The sequence below is a fragment of the Streptomyces sp. NPDC057302 genome (assembly GCF_042667685.1).
Classification (GTDB): domain Bacteria; phylum Actinomycetota; class Actinomycetes; order Streptomycetales; family Streptomycetaceae; genus Streptomyces.
Genome location: NZ_JBHUZJ010000114.1, coordinates 1 through 22,673 on the forward strand (window position 1 = coordinate 1; position 22,673 = coordinate 22,673).

Here is a 22,673-nt window from a genome sequence, read left to right on the forward strand (position 1 = left end):
CACCAGCCACCGCCGACAACGCATCCGCACCACCCGCCACCACCACAGCCCGATGATCGAACACCGACCGTGACAGCAAGGCATCGGCTGCGTCGCCAGGCGCCATGTCTCCGATGACGGGGGCCAGTTGGGCAGCGTAGGACCGCAGCGCGCCCTCCGTTCGCGCGGAGAACACCAGCGGAACCGGCCCGGACGCCGACGGCAAAGCAGCCGGAGTCTCGTCGATCTCGTCGGTCTCGTCGGTCTCGTCGGGTGCCTGCTCAAGAATGGTGTGCGCGTTCGTCCCGCTCACGCCGAACGACGACACTGCCGCCCTGCGCGGCCGGCCATGGGCCGGCCACGGCCGGGTCTCCGTCAGCAGGTCGACCTCGCCCGCCGACCAGTCCACGTGCGGGGAGCGCTCGGTGACGTGCAGCGTCTTCGGCAGTTCGCCGTGGTGCAGCGCCATCACCATCTTGATCACGCCACCCACACCGGCCGCCGCCTGCGTGTGGCCGATGTTGGACTTCAGCGAGCCGAGCCACAGGGGCTCACCGGCGCGGTCCTGGCCGTAGGTGGCAAGGAGCGCCTGCGCCTCGATCGGGTCGCCGAGGGTGGTGCCGGTGCCGTGCGCCTCGACCGCGTCCACGTCGGACGGGGTCAGGCCCGCGTTGGCCAGGGCCTGGCGGATGACGCGCTGCTGCGAGGGACCGTTCGGCGCGGTGAGGCCGTTGGACGCGCCGTCCTGGTTCACCGCGGAACCCCGCACCACCGCGAGGACGCGGTGGCCGTTGCGTTGGGCGTCCGAGAGGCGTTCGAGGACCAGCATGCCGATGCCCTCGCCCCAGCCTGTGCCGTCGGCGCTGTCGGAGAACGCCTTGCAGCGGCCGTCCGGGGCCAGGCCGCGCTGCCTGCTGAACTCCACGAAGGTCGCCGGGCTCGCCATCACCGTCACACCGCCCGCGAGGGCCAGCGTGCACTCGCCCGAGCGCAGCGCCTGGGCCGCCAGGTGCATCGACACCAGCGACGAGGAGCACGCCGTGTCCACGGTCACCGCGGGGCCTTCGAGGCCGAACACGTAGGAGACGCGGCCGGATGCGACGCTGCCCGAGCTGCCGACGCCGAGCTGGCCCTCGAAGCCCTCCGGGGAGCGGCCGAGCCGGGCGGCGTAGTCGTTGTACATGACGCCCGCGAACACACCGGTCGCGCTGCCCCGCAGGGACTTCGGGTCGATTCCGGCCCGCTCGAACGCCTCCCAGGACGTTTCGAGGAGCAGCCGCTGCTGCGGGTCGACCGCGAGTGCCTCGCGGGGGGACATGCCGAAGAACGCGGGGTCGAATTCGGCGGCGTCGTGGAGGAAGCCGCCCGACCTGACGGTGCTGGTGCCGGTGTTCTCGGGGTCGGGGTCGTAGAGCGCCTCGACGTCCCACCCCCGGTTGTCGGGGAAGTCGGACACGGCGTCGCGGCCCTCGGCGACCAGGCGCCACAGGTCCTCCGACGAGCGCACTCCGCCGGGGTAGCGGCAGCTCATGCCGACGATGGCGATCGGTTCGTCGTCGGCGGCGGCCGTGCGGACGGTCGCCGTCCGCGTCTCGTCGTCGCCGAGCAGCGTGGCGCGCAGGTGCTTCGCGAGGGCCAGGGGCGTCGGGTAGTCGAAGACGAGCGTGGCGGGCAGGCGCAGGCCCGTGGCCGCGTCGAGCCGGTTGCGCAGTTCCACCGCGGTCAGCGAGTCGAAGCCGAGCTCGTCGAAGGCCCGCTCGGCTTCCACCGCGGCGCCGGAGGCGTGGCCGAGTACGGCGGCGACGCAGGTGCGTACGAGGTCGAGCAGCGCCGGGAGGCGTTCGTCCAGCGGCAGGGCGGAGATCCGCGCTGCCAGGCCTCCGTCGGCCTTGGCGGCCTCGGGGCGGGCGGTGCGCACCAGTGCGCGGAGCAGCGGGGGGACGGCTTCGGGGCGGGCCCGCAGCGGGGCCAGGTCGAGGCGCATGGGCACGGCCACGGCGGACGGCAGCGTGAGCGCCGCGTCGAAGAGGCGCAGCCCTTCCTCGGCGGACAGTGCGGTGACGCCGGCGCGGGCGAGGCGGCCACGGTCGGTCTCGGCCAGCTCGTCGGTCATGCCGCTGGCGTCCGCCCACAGGCCCCATGCGAGCGATGTCGCGGGCAGGCCCTGCGCCCGCCGGTGCTGGGCGAGCGCGTCCAGGAACGCGTTGGCCGCGGAGTAGTTGGCCTGACCGGCGTTGCCGAACGTGCCCGCTGCGGACGAGAACAGTACGAACGCGGAGAGATCCAGGCCCAGTTCACGGGTCAGCTCGTGCAGATGCCCGGCGGCATCGACCTTCGGCCCAAAGACCGTGTCGACGCGCTCCGGGGTCAGCGACTCGATCACACCGTCGTCCAGGACACCCGCCGCGTGGACGACGGCCGTCACGGGGTGCTGGGTGAGGAGTGCGGTCACGGCGTCCCGGTCCGCCACGTCGCAAGCGACGGCGGTGACATCGGCGCCGAGCTCGACCAACTCATCGTGCAGTGCGCCCACTTGTCCCCGCCTGCTCGCGAGGACCAGCTTCCGCACCCCGTACCGCACGACCAGATGCCGCGCCACAAGACCGCCCAGCATCCCGCTCGCCCCGGTGACAAGGACCGGACCGGAGCCGAAGTCCAGGCTTTCATCCGCCGTCGCGGGACGGGCCCGTACGAGCCTTGGGGCGAGCATTTCGCCTGCCCGCAGGGCCAGTTGGGGCTCACCGGTTTCGACGGCACCGGACAGCGTGTGGGCTGCGGCCTCCGACCAATCGATATCGGTGTCGGTGTCGATGAGTACGAACCGGCCGGGATGCTCGGACTGGGCCGCCCGCACGAGGCCCCACACCGGGGCGTTGACCAAATCGGTGACGTCCTCGTCGGGTCCTGCCGCCACCGCGCCACCGGTGACGAACACGAGCCGTGCCGAGCCGAAGCGGTCGTCGGCGAGCCAGGCGCGCACCAGGGCAAGCGCCCGGTGCGTCGCCTCCGCCGGGTTCGCGGCCGGAGGCACGGGGGCGAACACGAGGTCCGGCACCTCGTCCTCCGTCAGCGTGGCCAGGTCCGCGTCCTCCAGTACCGCCCAGCGGGACGAAGGAGAGTCGGCGGGCCGCACCTGCGTCCAGTCGACCCGGAAGAGCGAGTCGAGGCGGTCGCCGGAGAGGCCGTCCGCCGCCAGGGGCCGCAGCGACAGTTCCTCGACGGAGGCGACGGGGGCGCCCGTGCCGTCCGTCAGGGTGATCGCGACGCCCGAGGCGCCCGCCGGGGAAAGACGCCCCCGCAGCGCCGACGCGCCACTGCTGTGCAGCCGCACGCCGCGCCAGGAGTACGGCAGGTGCAGCCGCTCCGTGTCGGTGACGAAGCCGCCGAGGCCGATGGCGTGCAGCGCGGAGTCGAGCAGCGCGGGGTGCAGACCGAAGGAGCCCGCGCTGTCCTCGTCGGGCAGCTCCACCTCCACGAACACCTCGTCGCCCCGCCGCCACGCCGTGCGCAGGCCGCGGAACGCGGGCCCGTAGCCGAGTCCGGACGCGGCGAGGTCGTCGTAGCGTCCCTCGGTGTCGATCCGCTCGGCTCCGGCGGGCGGCCAGGCCCCGTCGCCACCCACGGCGGCGGGAGCGTCGGCGCCGACCGCCAGTGTGCCGAAGGCGTGCCGTGTCCACGGCTGGTCGTCGGGCGCGTCGTCGGCGCGTGAGTAGACGCTCAGCGCGCGGCGCCCCGAATCGTCCGGGGCCCCGACGGACACCTGGAGCCGGGTCGCGCCTTCGGCCGGCAGGATCAGCGGCGCCGCCAGGGTCAGTTCCTCGACGTGGTCGAGCCCGACCTGGTCGCCCGCCCTGATCGCCAGCTCCACCAGTGCGGTGCCGGGTACGAGGATGACGCCCCCGACGGTGTGGTCGGCCAGCCAAGGGTGGGTGGCCAGGGAGAGCCTGCCGGTGAGCAGGGCTCCCTCCTCGTCGGCCAGGGTGACCGCGGCGCCGAGAAGCGGGTGGTCGGCGGGGCGCAGGCCCACCGAGGCCACGTCTCCCACGTGCGCGCCGACGTCGAGCCAGTACCTGCTGCGCTGGAACGGGTAGGTGGGCAGCTCGGTCTGCCGGGCGCCACGGCCCGCGAACAGTGCCTGCCAGTCGAGGGCGACGCCCCGCACGTGCAGGGCGGCGACCGCCGAGGTGAGCGTGGCGCTCTCGGGCCGGTTCGCCCGCGCCCCGGCGACCAGCAGCGCGCCCTCGTCGGCGCAGTCGCGGCCCGCAGCGGTGAGTACCGCGTCGGGGCCCAGCTCCAGGAAGTGGGTGACGCCCTGCTCGCCCAGGCTCCGTACGCCGTCGAGGAACCGCACCGCCTGGCGGACGTGGCGTACCCAGTGTTCCGGGTCGCGCGCCTGCGCCGGGGTCAGGACGGCGCCGGTCAGGGTGGAGACGACCGGGATCTTCGGGGTGCCGTAGGTGAGGGTCCGGGCGACGGCGCGGAAGTCGTCGAGGACGGCGTCCACGTGCGGGGAGTGGAACGCGTGGCTGACCCGCAGGTACCGGGTCTTGCCGCCGCGCTGCCGCCACGCGGCGTCGATCGCGGCGACGGGGTCGGCGTCGCCCGCGATCACCGTGGACTCGGGGCCGTTGACGGCCGCGACGTCCACCGAGCCGCCGCCGTGCTCGGCGACGAGGCGGCGGACGGTGTCCTCGTCCGCGCGAAGGGACAGCATCGCGCCGCCCTCGGGCAGCGCGCCCATCAGCCTGCCGCGGGCGGCGACCAGCGTGCAGGCGTCGGCGAGGGAGAACACGCCCGACACGTGGGCCGCCGCGAGTTCACCGATTGAGTGGCCCGCGAGGAACTGCGGAGTGAGGCCCCACGCGGTGACGAGGCGGAACAGCGCCACCTCGATCGCGAACAGCGCGGGCTGCGTGTAGGTGGTCAGGTCGAGCAGGGCGGCGGCCTCGGTGCCGGGCTCGGCGAAGAGCACGTCCCGCAGCGGCCGGTCCAGGTGCGGGTCCAGGCCCGCGCAGACCTCGTCGATGGCCTGCGCGAACAGGGGGAACTCCGCGTACAACTCGCGGCCCATGCCTGCCCGTTGGCTGCCCTGTCCGCTGAACAGGAACGCGAGCTTGCCGCGCGAACCGACCGTGCCGCGCACCAGGTTCGGTGCCTCGCCGCCGTCGGCGAGGGCCTGGAGGCCGGACAGCAGTTCCGCGCGGTCCGCGCCGACGACGGCGGCCCGGTGCTCGAGCGCGGTCCTGGTCACGGCGAGCGAGTAGCCGATGTCCACCGGCGTCTCGTCCCGGCCGTCCAGGTGGGAGATGAGGGCGGTGGCGCGCTCGCGCAGGGCGGCGGGGTCGTTGCCGGAGAGGACCCATGGCACGGCGTCGGCCAGTACGGGGTCGGCCAGCTCGGCGGGCCCGCTCGGCTCGTCGCCCTGCTCGTCCTCGGCGTCTTCGGCCGGGGCCTGTTCGAGGACGACGTGGGCGTTGGTGCCGCTGATGCCGAAGGACGACACCGCCGTTCTGCGCGGCCGGCCCGTCTCCGGCCACGGCCGCGCCTCGGTGAGCAGCTCGACGGCGCCCACCGACCAGTCGACGTGCCGCGAGCGCTCGCCGACGTGCAGGGTCGGCGGCAGCACGCCGTGCCGCATCGCCATGACCGTCTTGATGACCCCGGCGACACCCGCGGCGGCCTGGGTGTGACCGATGTTCGACTTCACCGAGCCGAGCCACAGCGGCCGGTCGGCGGCGCGGTCCTGGCCGTAGGTGGCAAGGAGTGCCTGGGCCTCGATCGGGTCACCCAGCGTGGTGCCGGTGCCGTGCGCCTCGACCGCGTCGACCTGGTCGGCGGTCAGTCCGGCGCTCTCCAGCGCCTGGCGGATCACACGCTGCTGGGAGGGACCGTTCGGCGCGGTCAGGCCGTTCGACGCGCCGTCCTGGTTCACCGCCGAACCGCGCACGACCCCGAGGACGGTGTGGCCGTTTCGCCGGGCGTCGGAAAGCCGCTCCAGGAGCAGCATGCCGGCGCCCTCGCCCCAGCCGGTGCCGTCGGCGTCCTCGGAGAAGGACTTGCACCGGCCGTCCGCCGCGAGGCCGCGCTGCTTGCTGAAGCCGATGAACGTGTCCGGCGTCGCCATCACGGTGACACCGCCCGCGAGGGCGAGCGTGCACTCGCCCGACCGCAGCGCCTGGGCCGCCAGGTGCAGCGTGACCAGGGAGGACGAGCAGGCGGTGTCCACCGTGACGGCGGGCCCCTCAAGGGCGAACGTGTAGGACACGCGGCCGGATGCGACGCTGCCGAAGCTGCCGGTGCCGAGGAAGCCTTCCACTCCCTCCGGCACCGACCGCAGCCGCGACGTGTAGTCGTGGTACATCACACCGGCGAACACGCCCGTCCTGCTGCCCCGCAGCGACGACGCGTCGATCCCGGCCCGCTCGAACGCCTCCCAGGAGGTCTCAAGGAGCAGCCGCTGCTGTGGGTCCATCGCCAGGGCCTCGCGCGGCGATATCCCGAACAGGCCGGGGTCGAACTCGGCAGCGTCGTGCAGGAACCCGCCCTCGGTGCGGAACGCACGGTCGGGGTCGTCGGGGTCGGAAAGCCCGACGTCGCCCCAGCCGCGGTCGGCGGGGAACGCCGTCACGCCGTCGCGGCCGTTCGCGACCAGCTCCCACAGGTCCTCGGGGGAGCGTACGTCGCCGGGGTAGCGGCAGCTCATGCCGATGATCGCCACCGGCTCCTGCTCACCGTCCTCGACCTCGCGCAGGCGCCTGCGGGTGTCGCGCAGGTCGGCGGTGACCCGCTTCAGGAAATAGCGGAGCTTGTCCTCGTTGTCCATCGTTCTCAACTCCAGGGAACGTTCGTGCAAGTGCGGTGGCCGGGGGGAGGTTGGCAGGTCAGGAGATGCCGAACTCCTTGCCGAGCAGGTCGAACACCTCGTCGTCCGTGGCGGCTTCGAGGTCGTCGGACGCCTGCGCCGCGGCGTCGGCGCGGTTGTCGCGCCACGCGGCGAGGAGCGCCGAAAGACGGGCGCCGACCCGGTCGTCCTCGTCGTCGCCGGGCTTGATGGAGGCGAGGCCCGACTCGATGCGGCTCAGCTCGGCGAGCAGCGGCGCCACCCCGTCGGGCTCTTCCACGACGAGCGCGTCCTCGATGTGGCCGACCAGGTCGAGCGGGGTCGGGTAGTCGAAGATCGCGGTGGCGGGCAGCCGGAGCCCGGTGGCCGCGCCGAGGCGGTTGCGCAGCTCGACCGCGGTCAGCGAGTCGAAGCCCAGCTCGGTGAACGCGCGCCGCTCGTCGACCGCTCCCGCGCCGGGAAGCGCCAGTACGGCCGCGACATGCGTGCATACGACGTCCATCAGCGCGGACGTCCGCTCGGTCACCGGCAGCGCGGCGAGCCGGTCCCGCAGCGCCGCGGCGGGGTCGCCCCCGGTCTCCGCGGCCCTGCGGGCCGTTGTCCGCACCAGGGCGCTGAACACCGGCGGCACCACGGGAAGTTGCCGCACGGCCCGCAGGTCGAGCCGCATCGGTACGACGACGGGGTCGTCGCCGAGTGCCGCCGCGTCGAACAGCTCCATGCCTTCCTCGGCGGACAGGCCCGCCGCCCCGCTCTCGGCCATCCGGGCACCCATGCCGTCCCCGCCGGCCCACAGGCCCCACGCGAGCGACGTCGCGGGCAGGCCCTGCGCCCGCCGGTGCCGGGCGAGCGCGTCCAGGAACGCGTTGGCCGCCGAGTAGTTGGCCTGACCGGGATTGCCCAGCGTGCCCGCGGCGGACGAGAACAGCACGAACGCGGAGAGATCCAGACCCAGTTCGCGGGTCAGCTCGTGCAGGTTCCAGGCCGCGTCGACCTTCGGCCCAAAGACCGTGTCGACACGCTCCGGGGTCTGCGACCCGATGACACCGTCGTCCAGGACACCCGCCACGTGCACGACGGCCGTCACGGGGTGCTCGGCAAGGAGCGCCGCCACCGCGTCCCGGTCCGCCACGTCACAGGCGACGGCGGTGACATCGGCGCCGAGCTCGACCAACTCATCGTGCAGTGCGCCCACTTGTCCCCGCCTGCTCGCGAGGACCAGCTTCCGCACCCCGTGCCGTACGACCAGATGCCGCGCCACGAGACCGCCCAGCATCCCGCTCGCCCCGGTGACAAGGACCGGACCGGCACCGAAGTCCCGCTCCTCCCCCGCTTCCGGACGGGTCCGCACGAGCCGCGGCACGAACGTCTCACCGGCGCGTACGGCCAGCTCGGGTTCCGCGCTCACGACAGCCGGCTTCCAGCTGTCCTCGTCGTCGACGTCCACCAGGACGAAGCGGCCCGGGTTCTCCGCCTGCGCCGTGCGCAGCAGACCCCACACCGCGGCCGACGCCAGGTCCGCCACGTCGTCCTCGGCGCCCACCGCCACGGCGCCACTGGTCACCAGCACCAGACGCGACGCCTCGCAGCGGTCGTCGGCCAGCCAGCCCTGCACCAGCTCCAGCGCGGTGTGCACCTGCCGGTGCACCGCGCCCGCGTCCACTTCACCGGACCGCGCGCACCGCACCACGACGTTCTCCGGCAGCGACTCGCCCCCGTCGAGGGCCGATCGCACCGCCGACCAGTCCGCGAACTCCGCCACCGAACCGGCGCTTCCCGCCGCCGCGGAAGCGGCCACCCAGTCGAGCCGGAACAGCGATTCGTGCCCGCGTGCCGTCCCCAGCGAACCCGGCGACACCGCGCGAAGCACCAGCGAGTCCACGGTCACGACCGGGGCCCCGGATCCATCGGCGACGGCCAGGGCCACCGCGTCAGGTCCCACCGCGGTCAGCCGCACCCGCAGCGTCGTCGCGCCCTCGGCGTGCAGGCGCACCCCCGTCCACGCGAACGGCAGCCGTCCGTGCTCGACCGGGGGCAGCACGCCGAACGCCACCGTGTGCAGCACCGCGTCGAGGAGCGCCGGGTGCACGCCGAACCCGGCGACCGCGGTGTCCTGCGGCAGTTCGACCTCGGCGAACACCTCGTCCCCGCTGCGCCACACCGACCGCAGGCCCTGGAACACCGGGCCGTAGGCGAAGCCGCCGTCGGCCATGCCGTCGTAGAAACCGTCCAGTTCCACGGTCTCCGCGCCCACCGGCGGCCATGCGCCGAGATCGGCGGGATCGCCGCCGTCGTCGGCGAGGACACCGCTCGCGTGCCGGGCCCACGCCAGGTCGCCGCTCTCGTCCCGTGCGTGGACCACGATCGGGCGCCGGCCGGACTCGTCCGGTGCGCCGACCCGTACCTGGACCTGCACCCCGCCGTGCTCGGGAAGCACCAGCGGCGCCTCCAGCGTCAGCTCCTCCACCGAGGCACAACCGACCTGGTCACCGGCGCGTACCGCAAGCTCGACGAAGGCCGTGCCGGGCAGCAGCACCGAACCCATGATCGCGTGCTCGGCGAGCCACGGATGCGTACGCAGCGACAGCCTGCCCGTGAACAGGACGGCGTCCTCGTCCGCGAGCGCGACCGCCGTGCCCAGGAGCGGGTGGTCGGCGGATCCGAGCCCGAGCCCGGTCGCGTCGGTGGTGGGCCGCACGCTCGTGTCGGGCCAGAACCGCTGGTACTGGAAGGCGTACGTCGGCAGCTCGACTCCGTAGCCGCTGCCTTCGAAGTACGCGGCCCAGTCGACGCGCACGCCTCGCACGTGCAGTTCGGCGAGCGCCGTCATGAGGGCACCCTCCTCGGCCCGGTCGCCGCGCAGCACCGGCACGAAGGCCGCGTCCGGCAGGGACTCCTGCCCAAGGGCCGACAGCACGCCACCGGGGCCGACCTCGACGAGGACGTCCGCGCCCATGTCGGCCACGGCGTCGGCGAACCGCACGGACTCGCGCACGTGCCGCACCCAGTACTCCGCCGAGCCCAGCTCCTGTGCGGAGGCCTGCCTGCCCGTCAGTGTGGACACGATCGGGATCGCGGGCGCCTCGTAGGACACCTCTTCGAGCACGCGGCGGAAGTCGTCGAGCATCGGGTCCATCAGCAGCGAGTGGAAGGCATGGCTGACCTTGAGACGCGACACCTTGCGGCCTGCCTCGCGCCACCGCTCGGCGACCGCCTCCACGTCGGCGGTGGCACCGGAGACGACCACCGACGTCGGGCCGTTGACCGCGGCGACACCGACGGTCTCCGGCAGATCGGACGCGACCTCGGCCTCGGTCGCCTGGATCGCGACCATCGCGCCACCGGTCGGCAGCGCCTGCATCAGCGCGCCTCGCGCCGACACCACCTTCACGGCATCGGCCAGCGACCAGACACCGGCCACGTGGGCCGCCGCCAGTTCACCGATCGAATGCCCGGCCAGCACGTCAGGGCGTACGCCCCACGACTCAAGAAGCCGGAAGAGCGCTACCTCGACGGCGAACAGCGCGGGCTGGGTCACACCGGTCTCGTTCAGCGCATCGGCGTCCTCACCGAACAACACCGCACGCACCTGCGGGTCGAACGCGTCAAGGACCTCGTCCAGGGCCTCGGCGAACACCGGGAAACGGGCGGCCAGTTCACGGCCCATCCCGAGCCGCTGCGAACCCTGCCCCGAGAACAGGAAACCCACCCGGTGCTCATCGGTGACACCCAGTACGACTCCACTCCCGGGCCGTCCCGCGACGGCGTCGGTGAGCCCGGCCGTCAGGTCGGCCAAGTCCCGTCCGACGACGGCGAGTCGGTGCTCGAACCCGGCCCGCGAGGTCGCGAGCGCACGGGCGACCTCCACGGGGTCGGAGTCGGGCCGCGCGGTCAGGTGGTCGCGCAGCCGCGCCGCCTGGTCGCGCAGGGCGCTCTCGGTGCGGCCGGACAGCAGCCATGGACCGGCGGGCGCCTCAGGTGCCTCGGAGACCTCCGTCGCGTCGACGTCCGCCGGGGACTCGATGATGACGTGCGCGTTGGTGCCGCTGAATCCGAAGGACGAAACTCCCGCCCGTCGGGGCCGGTCCGCCTGCGGCCACGCCTTGGCCTCGGTCAGCAGCTCCACGGCGCCCGCCGACCAGTCGATGTGCGGCGAGGGCTGACCGACGTGCAGCGTCTTGGGCAGCACACCGTGCCGCAGCGACATCACCGTCTTGATGACGCCGCCCACACCGGCGGCGGCCTGCGTGTGACCGATGTTGGACTTCAGCGAGCCGAGCCACAGCGGCTCACCCGCGCGGTCCCGCCCGTAGGTGGCGAGCAGCGCCTGCGCCTCGATCGGGTCACCCAGCGTGGTGCCGGTGCCGTGCGCCTCGACCGCGTCCACGTCGGACGGGGTCAGACCCGCGCTGGCGAGCGCCTGACGGATGACCCGCTGCTGCGAGGGACCGTTCGGGGCGGTCAGGCCGTTGGACGCGCCGTCCTGGTTCACCGCGGAACCGCTGACCACCGCGAGCACCTGGTGGCCGTTGCGCCGGGCGTCCGAGAGACGTTCCAGTACGAGCATTCCGACGCCCTCACCCCAGCCGGTGCCGTCGGCGTCGGCGGAGAAGGACTTGCAGCGGCCGTCGGACGACAGGCCCTGCTGGCGGCTGAAGTCGACGAACGCGCCGGGCGTCGCCATGACCGTGGCGCCTCCCGCGAGCGCCAGCGAGCACTCCCCCGACCGCAGTGCCTGCGCCGCCAGGTGCAGTGCGACGAGCGAGGACGAGCACGCCGTGTCCACGGTCATCGCGGGGCCTTCGAGGCCGAACGTGTAGGACACGCGGCCGGACGCGACGCTGCCCGCGTTGCCGGTACCGAGGAAGCCCTCGGTGCTCTTCGACACGCCGTGCAGCTGGGAGGCGTAGTCGTGGTACATGACACCGGCGAACACGCCGGTCGCGCTGCCCCGCAGCGACTTGGGGTCGATGCCGGCCCGCTCGAAGGCCTCCCAGGAGGTTTCCAGGAGCAGTCGCTGCTGGGGGTCCATCGCCAGGGCCTCGCGGGGCGAGATCCCGAAGAACATCGGGTCGAACAGGTCGGCGTCGTGCAGGAAGCCGCCCTCACGGGTGTAGGAGCTGCCGTCGCGTTCGCCCGAGGGGTCGTAGAGCGCCTCGACGTCCCAGCCGCGTTCGGTCGGGAACGGCGTGATGCCGTCGGCTCCGTCGAAGACCAGTCGCCACAGGTCCTCCGGCGAGCGGACGCCACCGGGGTAGCGGCAGCTCATGCCGACGATCGCGATCGGCTCGTCGGTCGCGGCCACGACCGTGACGGCGGGCGCCGCGGCGGCGGACGCTCCGGCGAACTCGGTGCCGATGAACTCGGCGAGCGCCGCGGGCGTCGGGTAGTCGAAGACCAGCGTGGCGGGCAGGCGAAGGCCCGTGGCCAGGTTGAGCCGGTTGCGCAGGTCGACGGCGGTCAGTGAGTCGAAGCCCAGCTCGGTGAATGCCTGGCCGAGCGAGACCGCCTCGGGACCCGCGTGGCCGAGCACCGCGGAGGCCTGGGTGCGCACGAGGTCGAGGAGCACCCGCTCGCGTTCGTCGGCCGCCAGCGACGCGAGCCGGTCGCGGAGCGCCGCTGCGGGATCGCTTCCGGTCTCCGCCGCCCTGCGGGTCGTCGTACGCACCAGGCCGCTGAGCACCGGGGGGATCACCGGGAGTTCCCGTACGGCACGCAGGTCCAGGCGCATCGGTACGACGACCGGATCGGTCCCGGAGACAGCGGCGTCGAACAGCGCGACGCCCTCCTCCGCGGACAGGCCGTTCGTCTCGGACTGCGCCACCTTGGCACCCATGCCGTCGGCCCACAGGCCCCAGGCGAGGGACGTCGCGGGCAGGCCCTCTGCGCGCCTGCGCCGGGCCAGGCCGTCGAGGAACGCGTTGGCCGCCGAGTAGTTGGCCTGGCCGGTCGCGCCCAGGGTGCCCGCCACCGAGGAGAACAGGACGAACGCGGACAGGTCCAGGCCCAGTTCGCCGGTCAGTTCGTGCAGGTTGCGGGCCGCGTCGACCTTGGGCCGGAACACGGTGTCGACCTGGTCCGGGGTCAGTGAGCCGATCGTGGCGTCGTCCAGCACACCGGCGGTGTGCACGACGGCGGTCACGGGGTGCTCGATAAGGAGGTCCTGGAGGGCCTCGCGGTCCGCGACGTCACAGGCCGCGAACGTCACGTCGGCGCCCTGCGCGACCAGTTCGGCGCGCAGTTCCTCGGCGCCTTCCGCCGTCGATCCGCGCCTGCTGGCCAGCACCAGACGCCCGACGCCGTGCCTGGCCACGAGGTGCCGGGCGACGAGACCGCCCAGCGCGCCCGAGGCGCCGGTCACCAGGACCGAGCTCTCCGGGCCGAACGCCGCTTCGGTGTCGGCCGCTTCCGGCCGCACCCGTGCGAGGCGGGCCACGAAGACCCGTCCGTCCCGCACGACGACCTGGGATTCCCCGGTCGTGAGCGCCGACCGCCAGCCGTCCTCGTCGTCGACGTCCACGAGGACGAGGCGATCCGGGTCCTCCAGCTGGGCGGACCGCACCAGACCCCACACCGCGGCGGCCGCCAGGTCCGTCACGTCGGTCTCCGGGCCCACCGCCACGGCACCACTGGTCACCAGGACAAGACGCGATGCCACGCACCGGTCGTCGGTCAGCCAGCCCTGCACCAGCTCCAGGGCGCTCAGCGTCCGAGAGCGCACACCGTCCGCGTCACGGGACTCGGCGCACCGCACCACGACGTGATCCGGCAGCGACTCCCCCGCGTCGAGCGCCGAGCGCACGGCGGCCCAGTCCGCGAACTCCGCCACCGGACCGGCGCTCCCGGCCGGCACAGCGGCAGCCACCCAGTCCAGGCGGAACAGCGACTCCAGGCCCTGCCGCGACAGCGTCGCCGCCGTCACCGGGCGCAGCACCAGCGAGTCGATCGTGGCCACGGCGGCACCGGAGCCGTCCGCGACCGCCAACGCCACCCCGTCCGAACCGGCGGGCGTCAACCGCACCCGCAGTACCGTCGCGCCCGAGGCGTGCAGTCGCACACCCGACCACGAGAACGGCAGCTTGCCGGGGCCGTCCGTCCCACCCATCAGTCCGATGGCGTGCAGCGAGGCGTCAAGGAGCGCCGGGTGGAGGCCGAAGCCGTCCACGCCCGCACCGTCCGGCAGCGTGACCTCGGCGAACACCTCGTCGCCCTTGCGCCAGGCGGCCCTCAGCCCCTGGAACACCGGCCCGTAGCCGAAACCGCCGTCCGCCATCCGGTCGTAGAGCCCGTCCAGGTCGACGGCCTGCGCCCCGGCCGGCGGCCAGGCGCCGACGTCGGCCGACGGTGCCTCGGTGCCGGCGACGAGCACACCGCTCGCGTGCCGCACCCACAGTTCACCGTCGTCGTCCTGCGCGTGCACCGTCACCGAACGCCGACCGGACTCGTCCAGCGCCCCGATCTGCACCTGCACCCGTACGCCACCGCGCTCGGGCACCACCAGGGGCGCCTCCAGCGTCAGCTCCTCCACCAGATCGCATCCGACCTGGTCACCGGCGCGTACCGCCAGTTCGAGGAACGCCGTGCCGGGCAGCAGGATCGAGCCCTGGATCACGTGATCGGCCAGCCACGGGTGGGTCGCCACCGACAACCGGCCGGTGAAGAGCTGCTCGTCCGAATCGGCCGTGTCGACGAGCGCGCCGAGCAGCGGGTGTCCGGCCGAGCCGAGGCCCGCGGCATCGAGGTCGCCTGCGGCCACCCCGGCGTCCAGCCAGTAGCGCTGGTGCTGGAAGGCGTAGGTGGGCAGGTCGACGCGGTGCGCGCCGCGACCGGCGAAGAAGGCTTCCCAGTCCACCCGGGCGCCCCACGTGCGCAGTTGAGCCAAGGCGGAGACCAGCGCGGTCTCTTCCGGCCGGTCGTTCCGCAGGACCGGGACGAAGCCTGCGTCCGGCGCGGACTCCTGGCCCAGCGCGGAGAGTGTCCCGCCGGGGCCGATCTCGACGAACGTGGTCACGTCGTCGTTCACCAGCGTGCCGACGGCGTCGGCGAACCGCACCGACTCGCGCACGTGCCGCACCCAGTACTCAGGCGACGTCAGCTCTTCGACGGTCGCGCGGGCGCCGGTCAGTGTGGACACGATCGGGATGGCCGGAGCCTCGTACGACACGCTCTCAAGGACCTGCCGGAAGTCGTCCAGCATCGGGTCCATCAGCGGCGAGTGGAACGCGTGGCTGACCTTCAGGCGAGAGACCTTCCGGCCCGCCTCGCGCCACCGCTCGGCGACCACCTCCACGTCAGCGGTGGCGCCGGAGACGACCACCGAGTTCGGGCCGTTGACCGCAGCGATGCCCACGGTCTCCGGCAGGTCGGCGGCGACCTCGGCCTCGGCGGCCTGGATCGCGACCATCGCGCCACCGGCGAGGAGTTCCTGCATCAGCCCGGCACGCGCCGACACCACCTTCACGGCGTCCGTCAGCGACCAGACACCCGCCACGTGGGCGGCGGCCAGCTCACCGATCGAATGCCCGGCCAGTACGTCCGGCTGCACGCCCCATGTCTTCAGCAGGCGGAAGAGAGCGACCTCGACGGCGAACAGCGCGGGCTGCGTCACCCCGGTCTGGTTCAGCGCGTCGGCGTCCTCGCCGAACAACACCTCGCGCACCTGCGGGTCGAACGCGCCAAGGACCTCGTCCAGAGCATCGGCGAACACCGGGAAACGGGCAGCCAGTTCACGGCCCATGCCGAGCCGCTGCGAACCCTGACCCGAGAACAGGAAACCCACACCGCCCACGGCGACGGACCCCGAGACCAGGCCGGGGAACGGCCGTCCCTCGGCCAGGGCGGTGAGCCCGTCAACGAGTGCCGCGCGGTCGTCGCCCACGACGACGGCGCGGTGGTCGAAGGCCGAACGGGTCGTCGCCAGCGAGTAGCCGACGTCCAGCGCGCCGGTCTCCGGTTCGCCCTCGACGTACTCGCGCAGGCGGATCGCCTGCTCCCGCAGCGCCTTTGCGCTCCGTCCGGACAGCACCCACGGCAGGGCGCCGTCGACCGGGGCAGGGATGTGGTCCTGGCTCGGCACGTGCTCGATGATGGTGTGCGCGTTCGTTCCGCTCACGCCGAACGACGAGACACCGGCCCGCCGCACGCGACCGGTCTCCGGCCACGCCTGTGCTTCGGTCAGCAGCTCGACGTCGCCCGCGGACCAGTCCACCTTCGACGAGGGCTCGCCGACGTGCAGGGACTGCGGCAGCACGCCTTCCCGCATCGCCATGACCATCTTGATCACACCCGCGACGCCGGCGGCGGCCTGGGTGTGGCCGATGTTCGACTTGATGGAGCCGAGCCACAGCGGCTCACCGGTGCGGTCCTGGCCGTAGGTGGCAAGGAGCGCCTGCGCCTCGATCGGGTCGCCGAGCGTGGTGCCGGTGCCGTGCGCCTCGACCGCGTCCACGTCGGACGTGGTCAGGCCCGCGCTCGCGAGGGCCTGGCGCATGACGCGCTGCTGCGAGGGGCCGTTCGGCGCGGTCAGGCCGTTGGACGCGCCGTCCTGGTTCACGGCGGAACCACGGATGACGGCGAGGACGGGGTGTCCGTTGCGGCGGGCGTCCGAGAGCCGCTCCACGAGGAGCATGCCGACGCCCTCGCCCCAGCCGGTGCCGTCGGCGTCGTCGGAGAACGACTTGCACCGGCCGTCGGCGGAGAGGCCGCGCTGGCGACTGAAGTCGACGAACGTGCCGGCCGTCGCCATCACGGCGACACCACCGGCGAGCGCCATCGAGCACTCCCCCTGGCGCAGCGCCTGGATCGCCCAGTGCAGGGCGACGAGCGACGAGGAGCAGGCGGTGTCGACGGTGACGGCGGGTCCTTCGAGACCCAGCGCGTAGGCGACGCGTCCGGAGGCGACGCTGCCGGCCCCGCCGGTGCCGAGGTAGCCCTCGACGTCCTCCGAGACGGCACGCAGCCGCGCCACGTAGTCGTGGTACATCACGCCGGCGAACACGCCGGTCGCGCTGCCTCGCGCGGTCTCCGGTGCGATACCGGCCCGCTCGAATGCCTCCCAGGAGGTCTCCAGGAGCAGGCGCTGCTGGGGGTCCATCGCCAGGGCCTCGCGGGGCGAGATCCCGAAGAACGCCGGGTCGAACAGGTCGGCGTCGTGCAGGAAGCCGCCCTCTTGGGTGTACGAGGTGCCCGTGTGCTCGGGGTCCGGGTCGTACAGCGCTTCCAGGTCCCAGCCGCGGTTGACGGGGAACTCGCTGATGGCGTCGTCGCCGTTGAGCACGAGTCGCCACAGGTCCTCGGGCGAGTTGACCCCGCCGGGGTAGCGGCAGCTCATGCCGACGATCGCGATCGGCTCGTCGGTCACGGCGCCGGTCTTGCGGGTGGGCGCCACGACGACGGGTGCGCCCGCGAACTCCGTGCCGATGAACGCGGCGAGCGCCTCGGGGCTCGGGTAGTCGAAGACCAGCGTGGCGGGCAGGCGCAGCTCGGTGGCCGCGTTGAGGTGGTTGCGCAGTTCGACGGAGCTGAGCGAGTCGAAGCCGAGCTCCCGGAAGGCGCGGTCGGGTGCGACGGCGTGCGCCGAGCTGTGGCCGAGCACCGCGGCGGCGTGGGTACGGACGAGGTCGAGCAGTGCCTTCTCCCGCTCGGCCTCGGTCATGACGGCCAGCGACTGCGCGAGCGCGGTCCGGGCGGCTGCGGGGTCGACGGTCCTGCGCGCGGTGCCGCGCACCAGGCCGCGCAGGAGGTGTGCCACGGGGTGGGAGCGCGCCTGGCGCTGCAGCACGGTCAGATCGAGGGGAACCGGGGCGAGGAGCGCGCGGCCGGTGGAGCCCGCCGCGTCGAACAGCGCCAGACCCTGGGCCGCGCCGATCGGGATCGCGCCACCGCTGGTGATGCGCCGTACGTCGGCTTCGTCGAGGCTGCCGGCCATACCGCCACCCGAGGCCCACAGGCCCCACGCGAGCGAGGTCGCGGCCCGGCCGGTCGCGCGACGGTGCTGGGCGAGGGCGTCCAGGAAGGCGTTCGCCGCCGCGTAGTTGCCCTGCCCCGCGCCACCGAACACACCGGCGGCGGACGAGAACAGCACGAACGCGGAGAGGTCCAGACCCAGTTCGCGGGTCAGCTCGTGCAGGTGCCAGGCCGCGTCGACCTTGGGCCGGAACACGGTGTCGATCCGCTCCGGAGTCAGCGAGCCGATCGTGCCGTCGTCCAGCACACCTGCCGTGTGCACCACGGCGGAGACGTCATGCTCGGCGAGCAGGTCCCTGAGGGCCTCGCGGTCGGCCACGTCACATGCCGCGTACGTCACCTCGGCGCCCTGCGCCTCCAGTTCGGCACGCAGCTCATCGGCACCCTCGGCGGCAGCGCCGCGCCTGCTGACCAGCAGCAGGTTGCGCACGCCTCGTTCCGTGACCAGGTGCCGGGCCACGAGACCGCCCAGCGTGCCCGTGGCGCCGGTGATCAGCACCGCGCCCGAGCCGAAACCGGGGTCGTCGACCACGGACTGCCGGGCCCTGACCAGGCGCGGCGCACTGGCCGCGCCCGAACGCAGGGCCAACTGCGGCTCGCCCGTTGCCAGCGCGGACGGCAGTGCGTCGAGAGAGGCCGACTCGTCGTCGAGGTCGACCAGCACGATCCGGTCCGGGTTCTCCGACTGAGCGGACCGGACCAGACCCCACACCGCCGCCTGGGCGATGTCTCGTACGTCTTCATCGGCGGTGGTGGCTGTCGCGCCGTTGGTGACGATGACCAGGCGCGATGCGGCGAACCGGTCGTCGTCGAGCCAGGACTGGACCGCGTTCAGGGCCCAGTGCGCGACCTCGTGGGCCGTCTCGTGCGTGTCGGCGGCCAGGTCGGAACCGGCGGTGGCCGGGCACGGCAGAACGACGAAGTCAGGCACCTCAGCCGACTCCGCAAGCGCCTCCAGGGTGGTCCATTCAACCGTCGGGGCATCGTCCCCGGGCAGCGGCACCGACACCCAGTCGACGCCGAACAGCGCGTCGTCGCGGTCGTTGCCGACGGCTTCGACAGGTGCGGCCGGGCGCAGCACCAGGGAGTCGATCGTGGCCACCGGAGCACCGGAGCCGTCCGCGACCGTCAGTGCCACGCCGTCCGCGCCGGTAGGCGCAAGTCGCACCCGCAGCGCCGTCGCACCCGAGGCGTGCAGCCGCACGCCCGACCACGCGAACGGCAGCTTGCCGGGAGCGTCGGCCTCGCCCATCAGCCCGATGGCCTGCAGCGTCGCGTCCAACAGCGCCGGGTGCAGACCGAATCCCTCAGCCTTGACACCCTCCGGCAGGGCGACCTCGGCGAACATCTCGTCGCCGCTGCGCCAAGCCGATCGCAGCCCCTGGAAGACAGGCCCGTAGCCGAAGCCACCCGCGACCATGCGGTCGTAGTAGCCGTCCAGATCCACGGCCTCCGCTCCTGCGGGCGGCCACTCGGTCAGCGGAGCCCCGACGGAGCGTCCGCCCGCCCCCAGCAGACCGGTGGCGTGCCGGGTCCACGAACGGCCGTCGTCGGAGTCACCCACGCTGGAGTGGAAGGTCAGCTCGCGCCGGCCCGCATCGTCCGCCGCCCCGACCCACACCTGTACGCGCACCGAGCCGTTCTCGGGCAGGACGAGGGGTGCTTCCAGGGTCAGCTCCTCGACCAGGTCGCACCCGACCTGGTCACCGGCGCGTACCGCAAGCTCGACGAACGCCGTGCCGGGCAGCAGCACCGATCCCATGATCTCGTGATCGGCCAGCCACGGGTGGGTCTGGACCGACAACCGGCCGGTCAGCAGGACGCCGTCCGTGCCGCCGAGGGTGACGGTCGCGCCGAGCAACGGGTGCTCGGCGGCACCGAGTCCGGCCGCCGCGACGTTTCCGATCATCGGCTGCACGTCGGGCCAGAAGCGCTCGCGCTGGAAGGCGTACGTCGGGAGATCCACGTGCCGGGTACCGCGCCCGGCGAAGAACACCTCCCAGTCCACTCGGACGCCACGCACGTGCAGTTGTCCAGCGGCGGTCGTAGCGGCCACAGCCTCCGGGCGGTCGTTCCGCAGCACCGGCACGAAGCCTGCGTCCGGCGCGGACTCCTGGCCCAGCGCGGAGAGCGTCCCACCAGGGCCGACCTCGACGAACGCCGCCACGCCCTCGTCCACGAGCGTGCCCACGGCATCGGCGAACCGCACCGACTCACGTACATGGCGCACCCAGTACTCCGGCGACGTCAGCTCTTCGGCCGTCGCACGGACGCCGGTCAGGGTCGACACGATCGGGATGGCCGGGGCCTCGTACGACACACCATCCAGAACCCGGCGGAAGTCCTCCAGCATCGGGTCCATCAACGGCGAATGGAACGCGTGACTGACCTTGAGACGCGACACCTTGCGGCCCGCCTCACGCCACCTCTCCGCAACCGCCTCAACATCGGAGGTGACGCCGGAAATGACCACCGAGTTCGGGCCGTTGACCGCAGCAATGCCCACGGTCTCAGGGAGGTCGGATGCGACTTCCGCCTCGGTCGCCTGGATCGCGACCATCGCGCCACCCGAGGGCAGCGCCTGCATCAAGCCGGCACGCGCCGACACCACCTTCACGGCGTCCGTCAGCGACCAGACACCGGCCACATGGGCCGCCGCCAGCTCTCCGATGGAGTGCCCGGCCAGGACGTCGGGACGCACGCCCCACGACTGCAGAAGCCGGAAGAGCGCTACCTCGACGGCGAACAGCGCGGGCTGCGTCACTCCGGTCTCGTTCAGCGCGTCGGCGTCCTCACCGAAGAGGACCTCGCGCACCTGTGGGTCGAACGCGCCAAGGACCTCGTCCAGAGCATCGGCGAACACCGGGAAACGAGCTGCCAGTTCACGGCCCATGCCGAGCCGCTGCGAACCCTGACCCGAGAACAGGAAACCCACCCGGCCAGGCTCATCAGCCACGCCCGTGACCACCGCACCGGTCGCCCGGCCCTCGGCCACAGCGGTCAACGCGGACAGCAGCTCCGGCCTGTCGGCGCCGACCACCACCGCACGGTGCTCAAGCATCCCGCGCGAGGACACCAGCGCACGGCCCACCTCCGCCACGGAGAGATCCGACGCCTCGTCCACGAAGGACTTGAGCCGTGCGGCCTGCTCCCGCAGCGCCTCGGGGCTGCGCGCCGAAAGCACCCACGGCACCAGACCGTCGCGCACCGGTTCCGGAGTTTCCTCCTGCTCTACTGCGGGGGCCTGCTCGATGATGGTGTGCGCGTTGGTGCCGCTGAAACCGAACGACGACACACCCGCCCGCCACGGCCGGTCCGCCGCGGGCCACTCGCGCTCGTCGGTGAGCAACTCCACCGCGCCCGCGGACCAGTCGACGTGCGGCGACGGCTCGTCCACGTGCAGCGTCTTGGGCAGTACGCCGTGTCGCATCGACATGACCATCTTGATCACGCCCGCCACACCCGCGGCGGCCTGCGTGTGACCAAGGTTCGACTTGATCGAGCCCAGCCACAGCGGCCGGTCGGCCGGTCGGTCCTGACCATAGGTGGCGAGGAGCGCCTGGGCCTCGATCGGGTCGCCCAGCTTCGTACCTGTGCCGTGGGCTTCGACCACGTCCACGTCGGCCGAGGTCAGACCCGCGCTCGCCAGCGCCTGACGGATGACGCGCTGCTGCGAGGGACCATTCGGGGCCGTAAGCCCGTTGGACGCGCCGTCCTGGTTCACCGCCGAACCCCGCACCACCGCGAGCACCTGGTGACCGTTGCGCTGCGCGTCCGAGAGCCGCTCGACGAACAGCATGCCCACGCCCTCGCCCCAGCCCGTGCCATCAGCACCGGCCGCGAACGCCTTGCAGCGACCATCCTCAGCGAGACCGCGCTGGCGGCTGAACTCGACGAAGGAGGTCGGCGTCGACATCACCGTCACGCCACCGGCCAGGGCCAGCTCGCACTCGCCCCTCTGCAGGGCCTGCACCGCCAGGTGCAGGGCGACCAGCGACGACGAGCATGCCGTGTCCACCGTCACCGCGGGGCCTTCGAGACCGAACGTGTACGAGAGGCGGCCGGAGGCCACGCTGGCGGCGTTGCCGGTCGCCACGTAGCCGCCCATGTCGTCGGCAGCCGCGCCCAGCACCCATCCGTAGTCCTGCATGTTCGAGCCGACGAAGACGCCGACGCGCTCGCCGCGCAGCGACGCCGGGTCGACGCCGGCCCGCTCGAAGGCCTCCCACGAGGTCTCCAGGAGCAGGCGCTGCTGGGGGTCCATCGCCAGGGCCTCACGCGGCGAGATCCCGAAGAACGCCGGGTCGAATGCGCCTACCTCTGAGAGGAAGGCTCCCGAGCGTGAGTAGGAGGTTCCCACTCCGTCCGGGTCGGGGTCGTACAGCGCCTCCAGGTCCCAGCCTCGGTCGTTCGGGAAGTCCGACACCGCGTCCCCGCCCGACAGGACTATGTCCCACAGGTCCTCGGGGCTCGACACACCGCCCGGGAACCGGCACGCCATCGCCACGATCGCGATCGGCTCATCGGACGCGTTGGACACGGACAGAGAAGTCGACGCGGTGGGGACCACGCCGGAGAGTTCGGTGCGGAGGTATGCGGCCAGGACTGCCGCGTTGGGGTAGTCGTAGACCAGCGTGGCGGGCAACGCGACACCCGTGACCTCGCTCAACCGGGCACGCAACTCCACCGCCGTCAGCGAGTCAAAACCCAGCTCCCTAAACGCACGGGACGCCGAGAACGCATCACCCGACACATGGCCCAGCACCGCAGCAGCCTCATAACGCACCAGCTCAGTGAGCTGCCGCTCCTGCTCCACCTCATCCAGACCCGCAAGACGCTGCGCCAGCTCCGACATCCCACCATCAGTCGTGGTCGCCTCGAACGCGGC

At 72.9% G+C, this 22,673-nt stretch carries 2 protein-coding genes; both read right to left on the reverse strand.

What is annotated here, in order from left to right; translation table 11 throughout:
* Positions 1-6,802: SDR family NAD(P)-dependent oxidoreductase (locus ACFUPX_RS41130; protein ID WP_383334318.1), on the reverse strand; the 6,802-nt coding region annotated here is incomplete at its 3' end.
* 58 nt (positions 6,803-6,860) lie between these two features.
* Entirely contained in the window at positions 6,861-22,601 is a 15,741-nt protein-coding gene (locus ACFUPX_RS41135) for an SDR family NAD(P)-dependent oxidoreductase (protein ID WP_383334320.1), read from the reverse strand.
* Positions 22,602-22,673 lie beyond the last annotated feature (72 nt).